Source organism: Sphingobium sp. TomTYG65 (assembly GCF_055395525.1).
Genome location: NZ_AP027330.1, coordinates 161,683 through 180,778, shown reverse-complemented (window position 1 = coordinate 180,778; position 19,096 = coordinate 161,683). Strand labels below are relative to the sequence as shown.

Annotated in this window: 19 protein-coding genes; 8 read left to right on the top strand and 11 right to left on the bottom strand. The window is 63.5% G+C overall.

Annotated features, from left to right (window positions below):
* The first annotated feature begins 51 nt into the window (after nucleotides 1-51).
* A complete protein-coding gene (locus tag ACZ5Y5_RS00940; protein WP_464809353.1) occupies nucleotides 52-1,224 on the top strand; it encodes a glycosyltransferase in 1,173 nt (390 codons plus the stop codon).
* Nucleotides 1,225-1,316: 92 nt separating this feature from the next.
* On the opposite strand, the gene ACZ5Y5_RS00935 is transcribed toward ACZ5Y5_RS00940, so the two are convergent.
* Together ACZ5Y5_RS00935 and ACZ5Y5_RS00930 are read right to left on the bottom strand one after the other, a co-directional pair.
* Complete coding sequence (locus ACZ5Y5_RS00935) at nucleotides 1,317-2,963, bottom strand: molybdopterin oxidoreductase family protein (protein WP_464809352.1); 1,647 nt, start codon at nucleotides 2,961-2,963, stop codon at nucleotides 1,317-1,319.
* Between the two features lie 21 nt (nucleotides 2,964-2,984).
* Entirely contained in the window at nucleotides 2,985-3,731 is a 747-nt protein-coding gene (locus tag ACZ5Y5_RS00930) for an HAD-IIB family hydrolase (RefSeq protein ID WP_464809351.1), read from the bottom strand.
* 47 nt (nucleotides 3,732-3,778) lie between these two features.
* Here ACZ5Y5_RS00930 and ACZ5Y5_RS00925 point away from each other — a divergent pair, with 47 nt between their 5' ends.
* Complete coding sequence (locus tag ACZ5Y5_RS00925; protein WP_464809350.1) at nucleotides 3,779-4,663, top strand: phosphotransferase family protein; 885 nt, start codon at nucleotides 3,779-3,781, stop codon at nucleotides 4,661-4,663.
* Here the strand turns inward: ACZ5Y5_RS00925 and ACZ5Y5_RS00920 are convergent.
* The 7 genes from ACZ5Y5_RS00920 to thiS form a co-directional block, all read right to left on the bottom strand.
* On the bottom strand, nucleotides 4,656-5,924 hold the full coding sequence (locus ACZ5Y5_RS00920; RefSeq protein WP_464809349.1) for a capsule biosynthesis protein: 1,269 nt from the start codon (nucleotides 5,922-5,924) through the stop codon (nucleotides 4,656-4,658). The genes ACZ5Y5_RS00925 and ACZ5Y5_RS00920 overlap by 8 nt on opposite strands.
* Entirely contained in the window at nucleotides 5,917-7,515 is a 1,599-nt protein-coding gene (locus ACZ5Y5_RS00915) for a capsular polysaccharide export protein, LipB/KpsS family (RefSeq protein WP_464809348.1), read from the bottom strand. Before ACZ5Y5_RS00915 ends, ACZ5Y5_RS00920 begins: the two co-directional genes overlap by 8 nt.
* A gap of 75 nt (nucleotides 7,516-7,590) precedes the next feature.
* Complete coding sequence (locus ACZ5Y5_RS00910) at nucleotides 7,591-8,889, bottom strand: glycosyltransferase family 4 protein (RefSeq protein WP_464809347.1); 1,299 nt, start codon at nucleotides 8,887-8,889, stop codon at nucleotides 7,591-7,593.
* A 51-nt stretch (nucleotides 8,890-8,940) separates the two neighbouring features.
* Complete coding sequence (locus ACZ5Y5_RS00905) at nucleotides 8,941-9,381, bottom strand: HIT family protein (RefSeq protein WP_464809346.1); 441 nt, start codon at nucleotides 9,379-9,381, stop codon at nucleotides 8,941-8,943.
* An 11-nt stretch (nucleotides 9,382-9,392) separates the two neighbouring features.
* Nucleotides 9,393-10,028: a CoA transferase subunit B gene (locus ACZ5Y5_RS00900; RefSeq protein ID WP_464809345.1), complete on the bottom strand. Its 636-nt coding sequence runs from the start codon at nucleotides 10,026-10,028 to the stop codon at nucleotides 9,393-9,395.
* Nucleotides 10,028-10,738 carry a CoA transferase subunit A gene (locus ACZ5Y5_RS00895; RefSeq protein WP_464809344.1) on the bottom strand — a complete coding sequence of 237 codons (711 nt, stop codon included), beginning with the start codon at nucleotides 10,736-10,738 and terminating at the stop codon, nucleotides 10,028-10,030. The genes ACZ5Y5_RS00900 and ACZ5Y5_RS00895 overlap by 1 nt, the downstream gene beginning before the upstream one ends.
* Before the next feature lie 103 nt (nucleotides 10,739-10,841).
* Complete coding sequence (gene thiS / locus ACZ5Y5_RS00890) at nucleotides 10,842-11,870, bottom strand: sulfur carrier protein ThiS (protein WP_464809343.1); 1,029 nt, start codon at nucleotides 11,868-11,870, stop codon at nucleotides 10,842-10,844.
* Nucleotides 11,871-11,984: 114 nt separating this feature from the next.
* Between thiS and aroQ the strand changes: the two genes are divergently transcribed.
* From aroQ to arsC, 5 genes are all read left to right on the top strand, one after another.
* Nucleotides 11,985-12,425 (top strand): type II 3-dehydroquinate dehydratase, encoded by a 441-nt coding sequence (aroQ, locus tag ACZ5Y5_RS00885; protein ID WP_464809342.1) that lies wholly within the window; start codon nucleotides 11,985-11,987, stop codon nucleotides 12,423-12,425.
* A gap of 84 nt (nucleotides 12,426-12,509) precedes the next feature.
* Nucleotides 12,510-12,992: an acetyl-CoA carboxylase biotin carboxyl carrier protein gene (gene accB, locus ACZ5Y5_RS00880; RefSeq protein WP_464809341.1), complete on the top strand. Its 483-nt coding sequence runs from the start codon at nucleotides 12,510-12,512 to the stop codon at nucleotides 12,990-12,992.
* 13 nt (nucleotides 12,993-13,005) lie between these two features.
* Nucleotides 13,006-14,355: an acetyl-CoA carboxylase biotin carboxylase subunit gene (accC, locus tag ACZ5Y5_RS00875; protein WP_464809340.1), complete on the top strand. Its 1,350-nt coding sequence runs from the start codon at nucleotides 13,006-13,008 to the stop codon at nucleotides 14,353-14,355.
* 57 nt (nucleotides 14,356-14,412) lie between these two features.
* Nucleotides 14,413-14,607 carry a hypothetical protein gene (locus tag ACZ5Y5_RS00870; protein WP_464809339.1) on the top strand — a complete coding sequence of 65 codons (195 nt, stop codon included), beginning with the start codon at nucleotides 14,413-14,415 and terminating at the stop codon, nucleotides 14,605-14,607.
* Between the two features lie 9 nt (nucleotides 14,608-14,616).
* Nucleotides 14,617-14,964: an arsenate reductase (glutaredoxin) gene (gene arsC, locus ACZ5Y5_RS00865; protein ID WP_464809338.1), complete on the top strand. Its 348-nt coding sequence runs from the start codon at nucleotides 14,617-14,619 to the stop codon at nucleotides 14,962-14,964.
* A 115-nt stretch (nucleotides 14,965-15,079) separates the two neighbouring features.
* Here arsC and ACZ5Y5_RS00860 read toward each other — a convergent pair whose 3' ends face one another.
* Together ACZ5Y5_RS00860 and ACZ5Y5_RS00855 are read right to left on the bottom strand one after the other, a co-directional pair.
* Nucleotides 15,080-15,844 (bottom strand): energy transducer TonB, encoded by a 765-nt coding sequence (locus ACZ5Y5_RS00860; protein WP_464809337.1) that lies wholly within the window; start codon nucleotides 15,842-15,844, stop codon nucleotides 15,080-15,082.
* A 39-nt stretch (nucleotides 15,845-15,883) separates the two neighbouring features.
* A complete protein-coding gene (locus tag ACZ5Y5_RS00855; RefSeq protein WP_464809336.1) occupies nucleotides 15,884-16,174 on the bottom strand; it encodes a hypothetical protein in 291 nt (96 codons plus the stop codon).
* Between the two features lie 132 nt (nucleotides 16,175-16,306).
* Between ACZ5Y5_RS00855 and polA the strand changes: the two genes are divergently transcribed.
* The gene (gene polA / locus ACZ5Y5_RS00850) at nucleotides 16,307-19,093 is read left to right on the top strand and encodes a DNA polymerase I (RefSeq protein WP_464809335.1); all 2,787 of its coding nucleotides are present in this window, start codon (nucleotides 16,307-16,309) and stop codon (nucleotides 19,091-19,093) included.
* The last annotated feature ends 3 nt before the right edge of the window (nucleotides 19,094-19,096 follow it).

Below are 19,096 nucleotides of genomic sequence, written 5' to 3'. Positions count from 1 at the left end.
CCTGCTTCACCCCTAACTCTCGATTAACCGCGATGCCTTAAGGGAGGCGGCATGACGCTGAATGTCCTTACGCTCTCGACCCTGTTCCCCGACATGAGCCGCCCCAATTTCGGGGTGTTCGTCGAACGGCAGGCTCGAGAATTGGCCAGCCGCCCGGATGTGAAGGTGACGGTAATCGCGCCGCTCGGCGTACCGATCTGGCCAATCGGTCTTGCAAGCCGCTATGCTCCGCTCCGGGCGCTGCCGCGCAAGGAAAGGTGGCAGGACATGACCGTGTACCGCCCCCTCTTCTCTACAATCCCGAAGATTGGTGCGCGCTTCAACGTCGGCAGCATGACGCGGGCCATCCTGCCGCTGGTGCGGCATCTGCATGAACAGCAGCCCTTCGACGTCATCGACGCAAGCTTCTTCTTCCCCGACGGCCCCGTTGCGCAGCGCCTGTCCCGCGCACTCGGTATCCCCTATTCGGTGAAGGCACGCGGCGCCGACATTCATTATTGGGGCAAGCGCCGGGACACCCGCCGCATGGTCCGACGCGCCGGTGAAGACGCCGCAGGTCTGCTCGCCGTGTCCAGCGCGATGCGCCGGTCGATGGTGAAGATGGGCATGGAGGCCGACAAGATCCGCGTCCATTACACCGGCGTGGATCTCGACCGGTTCGAGATTGCCGATCGCGCCGCTGCCAAGGAAGCATTGGGTTTTGAAGGTCCGCTGATCCTCTGCGTCGGCGCGCTCATCCCCCGCAAGGGCCAGGAACTTCTGGTGCAGGCGCTCCCCCGCCTTCCCGGCGTCACCCTTCTTTTCGCTGGTCAGGGCCAATATCGCCGCGCCTTGGAAAAGCAGGCGGAAGAACTGGGGGTCGATCGCCGCATAGGCTTTCTGGGCTCCGTCCCGCACGATCGGCTGCCGCGCATCTACGCCGCCGCCGATGTGATGGCGCTTCCGTCCTCATCGGAGGGGCTTGCCAACGCCTGGGTCGAATCGCTCGCTTGCGGGACGCCGATCGTCATCAGCGATGTAGGCGGCGCGCGCGAACTGCTCGACCGTCCCGAGGCAGGCCATATCGTCGATCGCGATCCTGACGCCATCGCTACCGCCATCGGCGACCTGCTCACCCACCCGCCCGAGCGCGAGGCGGTGCGGGACGCTGCTCTGCGCTTTACCTGGGAAGCCAATGGCGACCTGCTGCTTCACCATCTGAAGGGCATTGCGCGCAGCGGCTAGAGCATGTTCGAAGCAGATGGCATCATCTGCTGGCCGGGAAAATGCGGCGATCATAGGGGAATGGGGGCATATCCGATCCAATCGGACATGCCCTAGATCAGCAGCCGAGCCTTGCCATCGCAGGTTGGGAAACGTCCCCCATCGAAAGGGATTTCGCCCCAGCGCCACGGCGTCAGTTCATCATAAGCCGGGTTCGAAATCGGCGCGTGCCGCCGGAGGTTCAGCACTCTCTCTCCGCCATTTTCATAAGCGGTCAGGCGCACATGCTCGCGGTAAATCTCGGCGGGCCGCTCATAGTGAAAGGCGTCATGCCACCCCATAGCGCGAGCAATCTGCGTCAGGCTCCACCAGTCAGGCTTGGCTTCGCCGGGTAGCGGGAACAAGCGCCGCTGGCGGCTGATCAAGCGATCCGCGCTCGTGACAGTCCCATCCTTCTCCACCCAGACGGGCGCAGGTAGAGCAAGAACATGATCCAGGGCGAGCCCTTGCTCAAGCCAGGCGGTGGACAGGATGACGAGCGGCACCTTCGCCAGCACGGCGCGCAGGGGATGGCCTGCAGGCGGCAGGCCGCCCAGCAGCCACAGCGCCTTGATCCGGCCGTCCTCTATTGCCTCGGCCAGCGCGGCGCCAGCCAAACCGGCCTCCCCCGCTATCTGCCGCGCTCCCCAAAAGCGCGCGGTCTGCGCCAGGGCTTGGGCCGAAAAATCCCGGTGCGCGGCGAGTTGCTGGTTATCGCTACCGACTTCTCGGGCACCCATGGCGTTAGGCACGCGCGCAATGCCCATGGGCACTGCGCCGGGCGTGCCGATCCAGCCCATCGCCAGATGCAGATTGAGGATCGCCCGCGGCAGGTCCGGACGGTCTTCACCCGGAGCCGGGCCAAAGAGCGTCACCACCCGCTCTGCCGGCGCGAACAGGTCGTAAAAGGCGCGAACCTCTCCATGGGACAGACCACAGCGGCGTGCGACGGACCAGAGGTCATGGTCTCGTCGTAGCCTTATCCAGAATTGCTCCGCCACATTCACATGCCGCGCCATGTAGGCGTCGGCCAGCAGGCTCCGGTCATGGGCGTGCAGCAGCAATCCATTCAGCAGCGCAGCCGCGCTCCCCGGCGCTATATTCAGGCGGAAGTCAGCGCCCAACTCAGGCGCATCATCTTGCTCGGCGAGAAGGACGAGACGCGCGCCTCTCTCCGCCCGCGCCATCTCAATCCGCTCCGCCAGGACCGGGTGGCGCGAAAGGGCGGACGCGCCCAGGACGAGGATCAGGTCCGCCTGCTCCAAATCCTCATAGGCACCAGCCATGACGTCCTCACCCAGCGCCTCGCGATAGGCCGCTTCCATGCCGTCATCGTCCCAGCACGGGCTGTCGATATGCGCGGAGCCGACGAATCCCTTCATCAGCTTGTTGGCGACATAATAATCTTCCGTCAGCAGATCGCCTGCAACGTGCATCGCCACGCTGCGCGGACCGTGCCGGGCAAGCACATCCTTCAGCCGCTTGGCGGTGAGCGCGATCATGCGCTGCCAAGTCACACGCTGCCCCTCCGCCAAGGGATGAAGCAGCCGCCCCTCCAAGGGCAACATCGCCGTCAGCGCATCGCTCTGCGCACAGAGCAGTCCGGCATTCGCCGGGTGCACCGGATCGCCGGTGAAGGACACATCCCGCCCCTCCCCGGTTACCGCGCGCAGACCGCACCCGACCGCGCACTGACCACAAAGCGTTCGAATGACCGCCATGAAACGGATCAGCGGGACAGGTTACTTCTGGCAGGAGACGATTGCGGCGATCACCGAAAGCGTTTCCTGCGGATCGCGCACGCGCACCGTGTCCAGGCCGAGTTGTTTCGCCGGATAGTCGTTGCCACCGGGGAAGATCGCGTCTCCGATGAACATCATCGCGTCGAGTGCGATACCGCTCGCATCGCGCAGCTTCTTGAGGCCATAGGCCTTGTCCACACCCTCTCGCGTGATATCGATCGATGTCGCGCCACCCATGTTGATGGAAAGGCCGGGCAGACGCTCCCGCAAATCCGCCTGGATGATGCGGCGCTTGGCGAAGTCCGGGTCCCACCCTTCCTTCGCATGGATGGGGGCCTGCTGCCCAAGCGCGGAAAAGGTGATCTGGCTGCCACGATCCTCGATCCGTTCGCCCCAGGTCTGCTCCGGAACGAAGCCCGTCGCTTCCAGCGCCTGGTCAAAGGCCGCGAGAATCTTCTCCTTCTGTCCATCATCGAACAGTTCAGCATAGACCGGCGCCCAACCGCCCTCGCGATGGGTATAGAGTTTGGTCCCGGTCGTCGGCATCAGCCACAGCCGCGACCGATCCGCGCGGCCCGGAAGACGGCTCGCCACCTGCTTGTCGAACTGCGGCCAATCCCCACCGGAAATCACCGCGACATGGGCCACGGTCAGCAGGTCGGCCATCGCTTCGCCCATCTCTTCGCCAAGAGGCTGCTTGCTTTCCGCCAGCGTTCCGTCGAGATCAAAGGCGATCAACTCTTTCATAGGGGCAAGCTCCCGAAACTTTCCAAGGGATTGTAGATTTGCATTTTGTGCACCGCAGCTACCATCAATTTGCCGAAGGGCAAATCCATGCGCCTGACCAAAAGGCGCAAGGCGATAGGGGTGATGGTGGAAAGCCGGGCTGGACGCTGATTGGACGCGGCAAAAGTTCAGAGGTGCTCAGCATCGGAAATGGGAAGATCATCAAAATTTATCATTCCGCCGTTTCAGAAGAAATGATCCAGCGAGAAATGATGGCGGCAGGGCTGGCGGCATCGCTCGGCCTGCCGACGGTAGCGCCATGCAGCCGTGTAAGCGTCAAGGAAAAGTCCGCGCTCATATACCCGGAAATATATGGCGTCTCCGTGGCCTCTGCTGTCCGGAAGGAGCCGTTTTCCGCTGCAACCTTGCTTACCAAAATGGCTGACTTGCTTCGCACTATACATAGTCCGACCATTTCGGGCCTGCGCCAGGTAAAGACAGTGTTGGCGACCGATATCGATTATGGTCCTGCCCCCGACGCGATCAAAAAGGTGGCGATAGAATATCTGGCGCATCTGCCGGATGGGGATCATCTGCTGCACGGCGATTTTCACATCGACAACATCCTCTTGAGTGACGGCGATTTGATCATCCTCGACTGGGCAAAGGCGGCCATGGGCGCTCCCGCAGCCGATGTGGTTCGCAGCGAAATGCTCATGCGTTTCGGAGAAGGCCCTGCCGACCCGATCACGGCCCTGTGGCGCGATTGGGCCGCGCGCCATCTGAGCCGCGCCTATCGGGACGCAAGTGGGACCAGCATCAGTGAACTCAACCTATGGCGACCCGTCGTCGCGCTCGCCTGGCTTCGTGCGCGTCCACCCGTCCGCAGCCGCGCTTTTCACCGTTATCTCAATCAGGCTCTGCGCACCGCCGGGCTCCCGACGCTCAGTTGACGCTGGCCAGATTGCCCCGCCGCATACGCCCGTGCCAAGCGCCCTCGGCCCGATGCGGTGGGGCGCAGAGGCGGTCGACAGCGTTGCCCACCAGCATCGCCAGACCCTGATCGCTCAGCAGGCCGCCGCGTATCAGGCAACGATCGATCAGCACCCGGCGGAAAGCGGCATATAGCGTCTGGTCCGGCGACCCCGGATCGAGCCAGAATTCGTCCAACGTGCCCTTATATACGACGCCCGGCACCTTATAGACGGCATGCCCCAGAACCAGCACCGGCTTATCCCGGTTGAGGGCCAGCGTTCCCACCGTGCTGTTCACCGTGACGACGCCGAGCGACCGGCCGACCACTTCGGCAATATCCCAGTCGGCGAGGTAGAAGATCCGGTCCTCCACACCATAATGGGCGGCCAGACGGCGTGTCAGCCTTTCCCAGGCGACCAGCCCCGAATCGAGCGGATGCCGCTTCACCAGCAGGGACGTGCCCTCCGGCGCGTAGCGAGCGAAGCTCTTGATCACGAAACGCAACGCCGCACGCATGTTGCCGAAGGGCGAATGGACGCGGATCTGATAATCGGAATCGAGCTGCAGCGGCAGGGTGAAATAGGGCTTGTCCTTCACCCGCTCCCATTCGACCCGCGACGCGCGGATATCGCGCTTGCGCAGCATCAGCTTCTTGAACCATCCGGCGGCCTCCAGCAGGAAGCTTTGGGGCCGGTGCGTGCGGTAGAAGGGGAAAATCGGCCACATCATCGCCGACGCCAACCCGTTCCTCGTCGTATTGACCGCCCGCTGGCGGAAGGTCGAAGGGATTTGCGGCTCCCGCCCGCCCTCCGGCGGCAGGTTGCACGCCTGATCCAGATACCATTGCGGATCGAGCGGCAGGGTGGAATTGCCGTTCACCCCATCTTCCTGCAACGTCATGAAGTCCGGGCGGATATAGCCTTCCTCCAGCACATGCACCCGCAGGCCGCGCAACCGCGCCATCTTGTGCGCCGAGGCATGATAGGGGCGGCAGTCGCCATAGAGGATCAGGTCTGTGACGCCATGCTGGACGATGAAATCATCGAAGAAGAGCGGCCAGTTGCGGAAGGAGCCGCGATAATCGGCCGCCTCTCCAGGCCAATCGACCTTGTCGCCGCCGTTGATGTTGATCCGCAGCGCCTCATGCCCCCGCACCCGTAGCGCGTCGGCCAGCATCGCGAAGAACGGTCCGTGCGGACCCTGGAGGAAAAGGAAGGTTTTGGCCTGGCCGTCAGCCATGGAGATACTCGGCGGACAAAGTCATAAATCTTTGCATTTTCCCCTGTAGCGTCCGTAGCCGGATGAGCCATGAAATAGGTGACGTCGATCCGCTGCCCAGGCGTCCCACCATGATCTCAGGGCCGCAGGGCAACCGGGTTACCGGGTCCAGATAACGAGGATAGAGAATCAAGGCGGCGGCGACAAGCTGATCGATGGTCAGCTGACGCCTTCGCCGCGCGTTAGGTTCGGCCAGATCCCGCGTCAGTCCCCAACCGGCGTAAAAGGGCATGCCGTGCACCGTCACCGGCCGGTCGCGCAGCAGCGCCTCGAACCCGGTGAGCGAGGAAAGCACATGCACCTCGTCCACCGCCTGGACCAGCGTCATGAGGGGCGCGCCGCTATCCAGCGCGTCGGCATGCTGATGCACCACCGCATCGCTTAAGTGCCCGCGCCGCAGCCCGGCATGCACATCGGGATGCGGGCGATAGATGATATGGGCGTCGGGCTCGGCCCGCCGCACACGGCTCAGCAGGTCCAGATTACCCGTGACGCCCGCCCCGCCGAGTTGCACAGACAGGTCGTCCTCCACCTGCCCCACCACCAGCACCGTCCGCCTGGCGGTCGGAAGGTCGAGCATCCGCCCCGCCTCCTGGCCATATTTGGTGACCCCGGACGCCCGGATCATGGCGCGCAGCCGCCGCGCGCGATCAAGCAACGCAGGCGAAAAATCATGCGTGGCGATCAGGCTTTCCAGATCGCTTGGCCGCGACGCGTCATAATAGATGCCGGATCGATCGATCACCACCGATCCCGGCGGCGTCAGCGCAGCACCCAGCCCCTTGGACCGGAGGAAGCCATCCTCTACACGAGCGACTGGCACGGCCGTCTCCCCCGCCTCGTCCAGCAGCGCGGCAGGCACGCGCGAGGGCCAGACCGCCAGCGACCCACCCGCGCGCCGCGCCCGGCGCAACCCCGCGGATGGTGAAAGAAAAGGCGGCGATCGCGTCCCGTCCCACAGGAAGCGCCGCATCGCCTCCCTCTTCCAAAAGGCCATACCGCTGGCCGCGGCAATGTCGCGGTTCCCGTCCAGATGCCGCCGCCAATCGGCCAGATGCGCCACCACGGCGTCCGCAGTGGCGGGCGCGCCGCTGAAACAGTCGCGATAGGCGGCGGAAGCGATCGCCTGCTTCGCCGCGTCGCGCAGCCGCTCCGGCGGGATCAGCGCGCTGTCAGGTCCATAGACCGGCACGCCCAGCAAACCCGCGATGATGGCCAGTTCATCATCCGCATCGGCATGAACCGCCCGCGCTCCCGCAATCGCGCTCCACGGATCGATAGGTTTTGCCGTCTCGCGTGTGGGGAGGATCAGGACTTCCGCTTTGCCCAGCCCCTTGATATCCGCCGGACAGCCCGCCCGCCCGACCAGTTTGACGCCCTCGCGGCGCTGGCCCCAGAACGCTCCGCCCACCCGCGCCTGCGCGATCTGTTCCAGCAGGCTGTCAGGCACGGCCGCTGCGTCGACAGCCGCGCTGCTCATGGCGCTCACCGCCGCGACCGATGGCGCAATGCCGGGAAAGGGCGGCGACCGCAAAAAGGGCAGCGCCTTCATTCTAGGAAGCTCGCGCAACAAGCAGCGGAGAAGCAGATATGCACAAGGATTTCATGGTTGCCCCCGACAAGGACGTCAAGCGAAGGCGCAAGCCGTCACATCGTCCAGCAGGCGCGTGATGATGTCGAAATAATCGGACCATCGCGGCGCACGCCATGTTTCGATGCGCGCCATCTGCGCCGCACGCTCAGGCGAATCCGCGCGGCGATAAGCTTCGATCATCCGCATCCAGCCGAGCCCGTCGAGCGGATCAAGATAGTCCGGTGCTGCCCCGCCGACTTCACGATGGGCGACGATATCGCTGCAGATCACCGGCACTCCGACCGAAAGCGCCTCGATCACCGGAATGCCAAAACCTTCCTCGAACGAGGGCATCAGCATCGCCCGCGCACCCGCGACCAGCGCGTGCATCTCCGTGTCGGGCACGCTGCCTGCCTCGATCACATGGCCGCGTAATATCTCGGCCCGCTCCAGCATATCGACGACATTTTCATTTTCCCATCCGCGCCGGCCGATCAGTACCAGCATCGGCGCCTCGTCGCCCAGCCGCTCGATCAACCGCCGCCAGACATTCAGCAGCAGCAGGTGATTTTTGCGCGGCTCGATGGTGGAGATATAGACGAAATAGGGTCGCGAGGGCACGGCATGGCTCTCGCCGCCCACAAGGTCGGGCGGGTCCGCGCCGAAATGGGCGACGCAGAGGCTCCGTCCATCCAGCCCGCGCGCCATATGCGGGGCCAGCGCATCGATGGTCGCCTGACTGTTGCCGATGATGCCATGCGCGTAGCGATCAATAGTGCGCACGCGCCGCAGATGCTCCACCGCCCCCTGCGGCCGCGCGAATTCCGGGTGGGTGAGCGGGATCACATCATGCACCAACGTCACGAAGCGCGCGCCTTCGGCCCGCAGGATCGCACCGACCTGATCGGCATCGTCCAGATGGTGCGGCGACACCTGCAGATAGACGCGGGGGCCCGTTGCGCGGGGCACCGGACGCGGCCGCAGCGCAATCAGGTGGCGGATCACCGCCGCCCTGCTCGCCGCTTCATCCTTCACTTTGCTGTTGCGCCAGCGCGCGGCGGTGAAGGCGAGGAATTGGCGTACCGCAGCCTCGTTCAGCCGGCCATAATAGCCTCCGGCCGGATGCACCGCCGCGAAGGCGAGCCTGTCCGGCATCCGCTCCAGCAGTTCGCGCGCATAGACATATTCGACCCGGTCGATCCCGGTCGGCGCGGCATGAAAGCTGCGCGACAGCAGGCGCGAGATGTCAAGGATGACCTCCGCCTCGCCCTCTCCCGCAGCGAAATATTGGCTGGCGGGCTTGGACCGCAGCGCCAGCCGCGCGCCGGGCGCCTTGAACGGCTTCAGCGCCATGTCAAAGCCCCTTGGTTCGCAACTGACCGGTCATGGAATGAAGCAGACAGCTCAGAATTGGGCACGAATCTCTTCCGCCAGCGCTTCCAGAGCCGCCGGGTCGGCGAAATTGCCCTGTGCATGGGCGGAAAAGCCGGTCGGCCCGCCCACCCATCGCGGCACGATATGGAAATGCAGATGATAGACGGTCTGTCCCGCGGGCGCCCCATTGAACTGCGCGACATGGATGCCGTCGGGTCCCAGTGCCTTGCGCAGAGCAATCGACACCTTCTTCACCGTCGCCATCACCTGCGCCAGCGCCTCATCCTCGACTTCCAGAATGTTGCGCGCCTTGGACCATTTGGAAATGACCAGGCTGTGCCCCTTCGACTGCGGCTGGATGTCAAGGAAGGCATATGTGTGCTCATCCTCGTAAAGCTTGGTCGAAGGGATTTTCCCCTGAAGAATCAGGGCGAAGACATTGGCTTCGTCATAGGTGCCGTCCAGGCTCATGCCGCTGTTCCTCAGCTCAGATAGTGAGCCGTAGTCTTAGCGGCGACTTCCTCCGCCGTCACGCCCGGCGCGAGTTCGATGAGCTTGAAGGGGCTGTCATGGTCCGGCCGCTGGAACACGCAAAGGTCGGTGACGATCATGTCCACCACATTCCTGCCCGTCAGCGGCAGGGTGCAGCCCGGAATGAACTTGGGATCGCCATTTTTGGAGGTGTGTTCCATGACGACGATGATCTTCTTGACGCCCGCGACCAGGTCCATCGCGCCGCCCATGCCCTTGATCATCTTGCCTGGGATCATCCAGTTGGCGATGTCGCCATTTTCCGCGACTTCCATCGCGCCCAGCACGGTCAGGTCGATATGCCCGCCGCGGATCATGGCGAAGCTGTCGGCGCTGGAGAAATAGACGGTATTCGGCAGCTCGCTGATCGTCTGCTTGCCCGCATTGATGAGGTCGGCATCCTCCTCACCCTCATAGGGGAAGGGGCCGATGCCGAGCATGCCGTTTTCCGACTGCAGCGTAACTTCCACCCCTGCCGGAATATGGTTCGCCACCAGCGTTGGAATGCCGATACCAAGGTTCACGTAGAAGCCGTCCTTCAGCTCCTTCGCCGCCCGCGCGGCCATCTCGTCACGAGTCCAGGGCATCAGGCGGTCTCCCTCTGGCGCACAGTGCGGAATTCGATCTTCTTGTCATAGGGCGCGCCGACGATCATGCGCTTCACATAAATGCCCGGCAGGTGAATCGTGTCGGGGTCCAGGCTGCCGACAGGCACCACCTCTTCCACTTCCGCCACGCAGATCTTCGCGGCCGTCGCCATCGGCGCGTTGAAGTTGCGGGCGGTCTTGCGGAAGATCAGGTTGCCGCTCTCGTCCGCCTTCCACCCCTTGATGATGGACAGGTCGGCGAAGATGCCGCGCTCCAATATATATTCCTGCCCGTCGAAGACCTTGACCTCCTTGCCTTCCGCCACGGCCGTGCCGACGCCCGTCTTGGTGTAGAAGCCCGGAATGCCCGCCCCGCCAGCGCGGCAGCGTTCGGCGAGCGTGCCTTGAGGCGAAAACTCCACCTCCAGTTCGCCGCTCAGATATTGCCGCTCGAACTCCTTGTTCTCGCCGACATAGGAGGAGATCATCTTCTTGACCTGCCGGGTGCGCAGCAGCTTGCCCAGCCCCTCGCCGTCGATACCGGCATTGTTCGAAGCGATGGTCAGGTCCTTGACGCCTGAATCGCGGATGGCGTCGATCAGCCGTTCAGGAATACCGCACAGGCCGAAACCACCCGCGCAAAGGTGCATGCCGTCGAAAAGAAGGCCCTCCAACGCAGATGCAGCATCGGGATAGAGCTTCTTCACCATCGCACTTCTCCTCCTGAACCCGGCTTAGGCCATAAGAGGAAGCAGCCGCAGCGTCAATTTGCTGCGGCGGCGAAAGTATGGACTTCTACTGAACTCCGTTCGTTCAGATCAACCCAGCCAGCGGACTGGAGGGATCAGCATACATGCGCTTGCCCATCCGCCCGGCGCGATAGGCCATCCGGCCCGCCTCAACCCCCGCCTTCATGGCCGCGGCCATCAGCACCGGGTCCTTCGCCTCGGCAATGGCGGTGTTCATCAGCACGCCCGTGCAGCCCAGCTCCATCGCTTCGGCAGCTTCGGACGCGGTTCCCACGCCGGCATCGACCAGCACCGGCAGCTTCGTACCCTCGACGATCAGCCGGATCGTGACCCGGTTCTGGATGCCCAACCCCGACCCGATCGGCGCGCCCAGCGGCATGATCGCCACCGCGCCCGCATCCTCCAGCCGCTTGGTGGCGATCGGGTCATCGACGCAATAGACCATCGGCTTGAAGCCTTCCTTGGCCAATATCTCCGTCGCGCGCAGCGTTTCCACCATGTCGGGATAGAGCGTCCGCGCCTCGCCCAGCACCTCAAGCTTGACGAGGTCCCAGCCGCCCGCCTCGCGCGCCAGCCGCAGGGTGCGGATCGCTTCCTCGCCAGTGTAGCAGCCCGCTGTATTGGGCAGATAAGTGATCTTCTTGGGATCGATGAAGTCGGTCAACATCGGCGCCTTGGGGTCCGATACGTTCACTCGCCGCACAGCCACGGTGACGATTTCCGCCCCCGACGCTTCGACCGCCGCCGCATTCTGCTCGAAATTCTTGTATTTGCCGGTGCCGACGATCAGGCGCGACCGGAAAGCCTTGCCCGCAACCGTCCAGCTGTCGTCATCCACGGCGGAAACATCGCCGCCGCCCCCCGCGACAGGATGGTCGCCACCGCCGACAAAATGCACGATCTCCAGCTCGTCGCCATCCTCGACCAGAACCTGCGCCAGCGTCGATCGCGGCACGACCTCCAGATTGCGTTCCACCGCGACCTTTTCGGGCACGAACCCCAATTCGCTGGCCAGTTCCGCCAACGTGATGCCCGCGCGCACCCTGCGGTGCTCGCCATTGATGTGGATGGATAGGGTCCCGTCGACGTGCAATGCTCTGTTCCCGGCAAAGAAGGTGTCTCGACTTGGCGCGACACGAAAGGCTAAAGATCACCGCGCATATAGGGGCCGCCACGTCCCCGCCGCAACATGCTAAGGGGGATTGTCATGGCCGACGCGCGTAAAATCTTTGTGCTGAACGGCCCCAACCTCAACATGCTGGGCACGCGGGAGCCGGAAATCTACGGTTACGACACGCTGGACGACATTGCCGAGCGCATGGAGGATGCGGCGCAGCGCGCCCATGTGGAAATAGATTTCCGCCAATCCAATCATGAAGGCCATCTGATCGACTGGCTGCAGGAGGCACATGCCGAAGGCGCGCATGCCGTCATCATCAATCCGGGCGGCCTTACCCACACGTCCATCGCGTTGCACGACGCGATCAAGGGCATCAGCGTGCCGGTGATCGAAGTGCATCTGTCCAATCCGCACACGCGCGAACCTTTCCGCCATAAAAGCTATGTCGGCATGGCTGCGAAGGGAACGGTAGCGGGCTTTGGCGCAATGTCCTATATGCTCGCGCTCGAAGCCGCGCTCGAATTGTAACTCATCGCTCAAAAGTTGCGCTTGGACCCAAATGCGCATAGGCGCGGGCAACAGTAACGATAATTCACCGTCCAGGGACTTCAAATGAACGACAAGGCTGAAAAGGGCGCAATGCAGGTCGACGTACAACTGGTGCGGGATCTCGCCGCACTGCTCGACGACACCAACCTGACGGAAATCGAGGTTGAGGACGGCGATCGCAAGATCCGCGTCGCGCGCAAGGCCGCCAGCGGCGGCAACGCCATCGCCTACGCGCCCGCCCCCGTGGCAGCGGCCCCGGTCGCCGCCGCTCCTGCCGCAGCAGCGCCAGCCGAGGCCGCGCCCGCCGCAGCCGCCAATGCCGTGCGCTCGCCGATCGTCGGCACCGCCTATCTCGCCGCAGAGCCGGGCGCCGCGCCCTTCGCGCCGGTCGGTTCGACCGTGAAGGCGGGCGACACGGTCATCATCGTCGAAGCCATGAAGGTCATGAACGCCATCACCGCGCCCAACGCCGGCACGGTCAAGGCCGTGCTGGTCGATAACGGCCAGCCGGTCGAATATGACCAGCCGCTGATCGTCATCGAATAAGGCCGCGCGACACATGGCCATCGAAAAGCTGCTGATCGCGAACCGGGGCGAAATCGCCCTGCGCATCCATCGCGCCTGCCATGAAATGGGCATCAAGACGGTGGCGGTCCATTCGACCGCCGACGCCGATGCCATGCATGTGCGCCTTGCCGACGAAGCGATCTGCATCGGCCCGCCTGCGGCCAAGGACAGCTATCTGAACGTCGCCGCGATCATTTCCGCCGCCGAAATCTCCGGCGCGGACGCGATCCATCCTGGCTATGGCTTCCTGTCGGAAAACGCCCAGTTCGCGGAAATCGTGGAGGCGCATAATATCGCCTTCGTCGGTCCGAAGCCCGAACATATCCGCATCATGGGCGACAAGGTCGAGGCAAAGCGCACCGCAGGCGCGCTCGGCCTGCCGCTCGTCCCCGGCTCCGACGGCGCGCTCTCCAGCGTGGAGGAAGCGAAGGAAGTGGCCGCGAAGATCGGCTACCCCGTCCTCATCAAGGCAGCGTCGGGCGGCGGCGGTCGCGGCATGAAGGTCGTGCCGTCCGAAGACCAGCTCGAAACGCTGATGAAGCAGGCTGGCAGTGAGGCCAAGGCCGCTTTCGGCGACGACACCGTTTACATGGAAAAATATCTGGGCAACCCCCGGCATATCGAATTCCAGGTCTTCGGCGACGGTAACGGCAACGCCATCCACCTGGGCGAGCGCGACTGCTCGCTCCAGCGCCGCCACCAGAAGGTGCTGGAGGAAGCCCCCTCCCCTGTCCTGTCCGCCGCCGAGCGCGACCGGATGGGCGAAGTGGTGCGCAAGGCCATGGCCGACATGGGCTATCGCGGCGCGGGCACGATCGAGTTCCTGTGGGAAAACGGCGAGTTCTACTTCATCGAGATGAACACCCGCCTGCAGGTGGAGCATCCCGTGACGGAAATGATCACGGGCGTCGACCTGGTGCGCGAACAGATCCGCGTGGCGGAAGGCAAGCCGCTTTCGGTCGAGCAGCAGGATATCGAGTTCCACGGCCACGCCATCGAATGCCGCATCAACGCCGAAGACCCGCGCACTTTCGCGCCGTCGCCGGGCACCGTCACCAGCTATCATGTTCCGGGCGGCATGCATGTCCGCGTCGATAGCGGCCTCTACCAGGGCTACCGCGTTCCGCCTTACTATGACAGCATGATCGGCAAGCTGATCGTCTATGGCCGCACCCGCGAAGGCGCGATCATGCGGCTGAAGCGCGCGCTGGAGGAATATGTGATCGAAGGCATGAAGACCACGATCCCGCTCCACCAGAAGCTGCTGAAGGACCCTGAGTTCCTGAACGGCGATTACACCATCAAGTGGCTGGAAGAATGGTTGGAGCGTGACGACGCCTAGACAAGGTCATGGGGGCATGACCTTGCGGGTTGGAAAAGAACAACGGGGGGACACCAGATGCAAAAGGGCAAGATCATCTTCACCGGCCACTTCATGGAATATTTCGTCATGTCGCTGGGCCTTCTTCTTCTAAGCGTGATCACATTCGGCCTTGCGCTGCCTTATTATGCATACTGGAACTTCAAATATTTCTTCTCGAACATGGAAGTCGAGCTGTATCAGCCCGGCAACCCGGTTGAACGGACGCGGTAAGGATCAGTCATGAAGGCGACCATCTGGCACAATCCCCGCTGCTCCAAATCGCGGGCCGCGCTCGCGATACTGGAAGCCGCTCCAGGGGTTGAGGTCGAGGTCGTCGAATATCTCAAGGCCCCGCCCAGCCGCGCCGAGATCGAAGCGGTGCTGGCAAAGGCAGGCGTCCGCCCATCCGAAGCCGTCCGCAGGGGTGAAGCGGTCGTCAAGGAGATCGGCCTGGACGTCAGCGACGACAAGGCTGTGCTCGACGCCATGGCCGCCCATCCGATCCTGATCGAGCGCGCCATCGTCATTACAGAAAAGGGCGCAGTCATCGCCCGCCCACCGGAGCGGGCGAGCGAAGTTCTCAACTGAGAACCGTCGCCCTGGATCTGATCCAAGGGTCCAGCAGCGGGATGCCGGATCAAGCCGGTCCTGAGCTTGTCGAAGGGCCCGGGATGACGAAGCAGAGAAGGAAGTGTCGGCCTCCTTACCGCACCCGCCAGCGATAATCCTCCTCCCGCACCTCGGTGACCGCATATCCGTCCGGGTCGCGCGCGGGGCGAAAACGGTAACGCTCCATGATGATGCGGCAGGTCATAGCGTCCACCTCGGCATAGCCGCTCTTTTCGATGATCTCGCAATTGTCGACATGGCCTGACGGGCCGATGGCGTAACGGACGCCGATCTTCACGCGCCCCACCCCCCGCAGCCAATTCGGAAAGTCCGAGTTGCGAAAGCGTCCGCCTGTCTGCTTGGCGCGGGAAAAGGCGCCACCGTCGCCAGCACCGGCTCCAGAACCGGCGCCACTGCCCGTCCCATTGCCGGTACCGCCTGAACCGCGACCATTTCCAACACCAGCTTCTCCGGTCCCGCCCACGCCATCCACGGTCCCGACCGGCAGCGTTGCGGCGGGCAGGGCCGGTGCGGGCACAACGATGGCCGGAGCGGGCGCGACCACCGGTTTGTTCACGACATCATCCTCGAAACCACGACGACGCGGCGAAGGAGGCGCAGCACCACCTTCGGCCCGCGCTACGCGCGCTTGCTCCGGTTTGACGGGCTCAAGCTTCTCCTCCACCGGCGGCTTGAGATTAAACAGAGTCAATCGCGCATCATCCACCGCCCGCAACAACGGAGCGGCGCGCAGTCCCATGATCAACGCATAACCGATGATGAGATTGACAAAGAGCGCCGCGATCGCCGGAGCGATCTTACCCCGCCCCGGCCATCGCTGCGCCCAATGACTTCTCATTTCGATAAGGTCCGTGCACCTGGCACGGCGGCCTGCCGCTTAACGGTAAACGCGGTTGCCGTTGCGATCGATATAATATTCGCGTCCACGGCTATCGCGATGCCAGCGGCGTTCACCGTCCGACGTAGCGACACCGACCGCTGCGCCACCAGCCGCGCCGATCGCCGCGCCTTCTGCGACGCCCAGACCAGGAACGATAGCCCCTGCAACGGCACCGCCGACCGCACCGATACCGGCGCCACGCAAGCCATCACGCGTCGTTTCGCGCGAACAGCCGCCTACGCTGGCAGCAGCTGCCAAACCTGCAACAAGCAAAATTACATTCCGCATGGTTCGTCTCCATATTGGTGACTTAGGAAACGATAGAGAAGCCAATTGGTTCGATTATCATTTCAGGGCCATGTGGCTGCTGTGCAACAACCGCACTGGAGCGCTCCGGGATAACCGGCTATCCCGTCCGCCATGCCCCAGAATCATCTCTACCTTGTCGACGGCAGCGGCTATATTTTCCGCGCCTATCACCAGCTTCCGCCTCTCACCAACCGCCATGGCCAGCCGGTGGGCGCAGTCTATGGCTATACCACCATGCTATGGAAGCTGGCCGACGAATTGGGCAAGGCGGAAGGGCCGACTCATTTGGCGGTCGTGCTGGACAAGGGCAGCCATACCTTCCGCAACGATATGTACGACCAGTATAAGGCGAACCGCCCGCCTGCGCCGGAGGATCTGGTCCCACAATTCCCGATGATCCGCGACGCGACCCGCGCCTTCTCTCTCCCCTGCATCGAGGAAGCGGGCTTTGAGGCCGACGACATCATCGCCAGCTATACCAAGGCCGCCGTCGCGGCGGGATGGCATGTCACTATCGTCAGTTCCGACAAGGACCTGATGCAACTCATCCAGCCCGGCGTCGATATGTACGACACGATGAAGAATGAGCGGCGCGGCGCGGACTATGTGATGACCAAGTTCGGCGTCCAGCCGGAGCAATTGGGCGACGTCCTCGCGCTCATGGGCGACAGTGTCGACAATGTCCCCGGCATCCCGGGTATCGGCCCCAAGACCGCCGCCAAGCTCATCACCGAATATGGCAGCCTGGAAGCCGCGCTCGAAGCCGCGCCATGCATGAAGAAATCGAAGATGCAGGAAAATCTGATCGAGCATGCCGACATGGCCCGCCTGTCGCGCAAGCTGGTGGCGCTGCACGACGGCATGGACCTGCCCGAGCCGCTTGAAGAACTGACGCTGAAGGGCATCCCGTCCGAACCGCTTCAGAATTTCCTCGAACATCATGGTTTCAAGTCACTGCTCGCCCGGCTGGGTGCGCCCGCGGCCGCTGTGGCGATCGCAACGGCGGCCGCTGCCGTCACTGAGGCGACTGCGCCCGCCGCGCCGGTCTTGGAAGAAGAGCCGCCGATCGATCGCAGCCTCTATGAAACGGTCGTGACGGAGGAAGCGCTCGACCGCTGGATCGCGGCCGCTCATGCGGAGGGCCTTGTCGCGGTCGATACCGAAACCGACATGCTCGATTGTGTGTCCTGCGCGCTGGTCGGCGTCAGCCTCGCCGTGGGGCCGAACGCCGCCTGCTACATCCCGGTGGGTCATGGCGGGAAGGACATGTTTGCGGAAAAGCCCGAACAGCTCCCCAAGGACCTCGTCCTCGCCAGGCTGAAACCGCTGCTGGAGGACGATAGCGTCCTTAAAATCGGCCAGAATCTCAAATATGACCTGACGGTCATGCGCCGCCACGGCATCGAAATCGCGCCCTATGACGACACCATCGTCATGAGCTTCGACCTCGACGCCGGGCAGAGCCTTGCCGGCCACGGTATGGACGAGGCGGCGAAGGTTCACCTCAATCACACATGCATCAGCTTCAAGGATGTCTGCGGCACCGGCAAGAGCCAGATCAGCTTCGCCGAAGTGCTGCTCGACAAGGCCACCGAATATGCCGCCGAGGACGCGGACGTGACGCTGCGCCTGTGGAAAATCTACAAGAACCGCATCGCCAATGAAGGCGCGACCCGCGTCTATGAACTGGTCGATCGCCCGCTCGTCTCCGTCATTGCGCGCATGGAGCATGAAGGCATCAAGGTCGATCGCGAGGCCCTTTCCCGCCTTTCCGCCGAATTCACCGCTGAAATCGCCAAGCTGGAAGGCCAGATCCACGAAATCGCGGGCCAGCCCTTCGCCATCGGATCGACGCAGCAATTGGGGGCGATCCTGTTCGACAAGATGGGCTATAAGGGGGGGAAGAAGGGCAAGTCCGGCGCTTATTCCACCGACGTCACCATATTGGAGCAGCTAAAGGCCCAGGGTGCGGAGATCGCAGGCAAAATCCTCGACTGGCGTCAGCTGTCCAAGCTCAAATCCACCTATACCGACGCGCTCCAGGCCCAGATCAACAAGGATTCAAGCCGCGTCCACACCAGCTATTCGCTGTCGGGCGCACAGACCGGCCGCCTGTCCTCGACCGATCCCAATCTCCAGAACATTCCGATCCGTACCGAAGTCGGCCGTCAGATCCGCCATGCCTTCGTCGCTGAGCCGGGCAATGTCATCCTCGCGGCGGACTATAGCCAGATCGAACTGCGCCTCGCCGCGCATATCGCCGATGTGCCCGCGCTACGCGAAGCCTTCCTCGCGGGCGAGGACATTCACGCCGCGACCGCGCAGCAGCTGTTCGGAGAGGTCAACCGCGACACGCGCGGTAGGGCCAAGACGATCAACTTCGCGATCCTCTACGGCATTTCTCGCTGGGGCCTTGCCGGGCGGCTGGAGATCAGCGCCGACGAAGCGCAGGACATGATCAGCCGCTATTATGAGCGCTTCCCCGGCATCAGCCTCTACATCACCGAAACGCTCGAAAAAGCCCGCGCCCGCGGATACACCGAAACCCTGTTCGGCCGCAAAACCTGGTTCCCGCGCATCAAGGCGCCGATCCAGCATGAGCGTCAGGGCGCCGAACGCGCCGCGATCAACGCGCCTATCCAGGGCACCAGCGCCGACATCATCAAACGCGCCATGACCCGCATGGGACCCGCCCTCGCTGCAGACGGGCTCCACGGCGTGAAGATGCTGCTGCAGGTCCATGACGAACTGGTCTTCGAACTGCCCGAAAGCCAGGTCGAACATGCCAGCACCGTCATCCGCCGCGTCATGGAAACCGCCGCCGAGCCGATCGTGAAGCTGAGCGTGCCGCTCGGCGTGGAAATCGGCCACGGCCCAAGCTGGGGGGCGGCGCACTAACGC

What these genes read in the sequence shown, in the direction of transcription:
- ACZ5Y5_RS00940 (WP_464809353.1), top strand. Translation starts at nt 52, where the DNA reads ATGACGCTGAATGTCCTTACGCTCTCGACCCTGTTCCCCGACATGAGC.
- ACZ5Y5_RS00935 (WP_464809352.1), bottom strand. Translation starts at nt 2,963, where the DNA reads ATGGCGGTCATTCGAACGCTTTGTGGTCAGTGCGCGGTCGGGTGCGGT.
- ACZ5Y5_RS00930 (WP_464809351.1), bottom strand. Translation starts at nt 3,731, where the DNA reads ATGAAAGAGTTGATCGCCTTTGATCTCGACGGAACGCTGGCGGAAAGC.
- ACZ5Y5_RS00920 (WP_464809349.1), bottom strand. Translation starts at nt 5,924, where the DNA reads ATGGCTGACGGCCAGGCCAAAACCTTCCTTTTCCTCCAGGGTCCGCAC.
- ACZ5Y5_RS00915 (WP_464809348.1), bottom strand. Translation starts at nt 7,515, where the DNA reads ATGAAGGCGCTGCCCTTTTTGCGGTCGCCGCCCTTTCCCGGCATTGCG.
- ACZ5Y5_RS00910 (WP_464809347.1), bottom strand. Translation starts at nt 8,889, where the DNA reads ATGGCGCTGAAGCCGTTCAAGGCGCCCGGCGCGCGGCTGGCGCTGCGG.
- ACZ5Y5_RS00905 (WP_464809346.1), bottom strand. Translation starts at nt 9,381, where the DNA reads ATGAGCCTGGACGGCACCTATGACGAAGCCAATGTCTTCGCCCTGATT.
- ACZ5Y5_RS00900 (WP_464809345.1), bottom strand. Translation starts at nt 10,028, where the DNA reads ATGCCCTGGACTCGTGACGAGATGGCCGCGCGGGCGGCGAAGGAGCTG.
- ACZ5Y5_RS00895 (WP_464809344.1), bottom strand. Translation starts at nt 10,738, where the DNA reads ATGGTGAAGAAGCTCTATCCCGATGCTGCATCTGCGTTGGAGGGCCTT.
- aroQ (WP_464809342.1), top strand. Translation starts at nt 11,985, where the DNA reads ATGGCCGACGCGCGTAAAATCTTTGTGCTGAACGGCCCCAACCTCAAC.
- accB (WP_464809341.1), top strand. Translation starts at nt 12,510, where the DNA reads ATGAACGACAAGGCTGAAAAGGGCGCAATGCAGGTCGACGTACAACTG.
- accC (WP_464809340.1), top strand. Translation starts at nt 13,006, where the DNA reads ATGGCCATCGAAAAGCTGCTGATCGCGAACCGGGGCGAAATCGCCCTG.
- ACZ5Y5_RS00870 (WP_464809339.1), top strand. Translation starts at nt 14,413, where the DNA reads ATGCAAAAGGGCAAGATCATCTTCACCGGCCACTTCATGGAATATTTC.
- arsC (WP_464809338.1), top strand. Translation starts at nt 14,617, where the DNA reads ATGAAGGCGACCATCTGGCACAATCCCCGCTGCTCCAAATCGCGGGCC.
- ACZ5Y5_RS00860 (WP_464809337.1), bottom strand. Translation starts at nt 15,844, where the DNA reads ATGAGAAGTCATTGGGCGCAGCGATGGCCGGGGCGGGGTAAGATCGCT.
- ACZ5Y5_RS00855 (WP_464809336.1), bottom strand. Translation starts at nt 16,174, where the DNA reads ATGCGGAATGTAATTTTGCTTGTTGCAGGTTTGGCAGCTGCTGCCAGC.
- polA (WP_464809335.1), top strand. Translation starts at nt 16,307, where the DNA reads ATGCCCCAGAATCATCTCTACCTTGTCGACGGCAGCGGCTATATTTTC.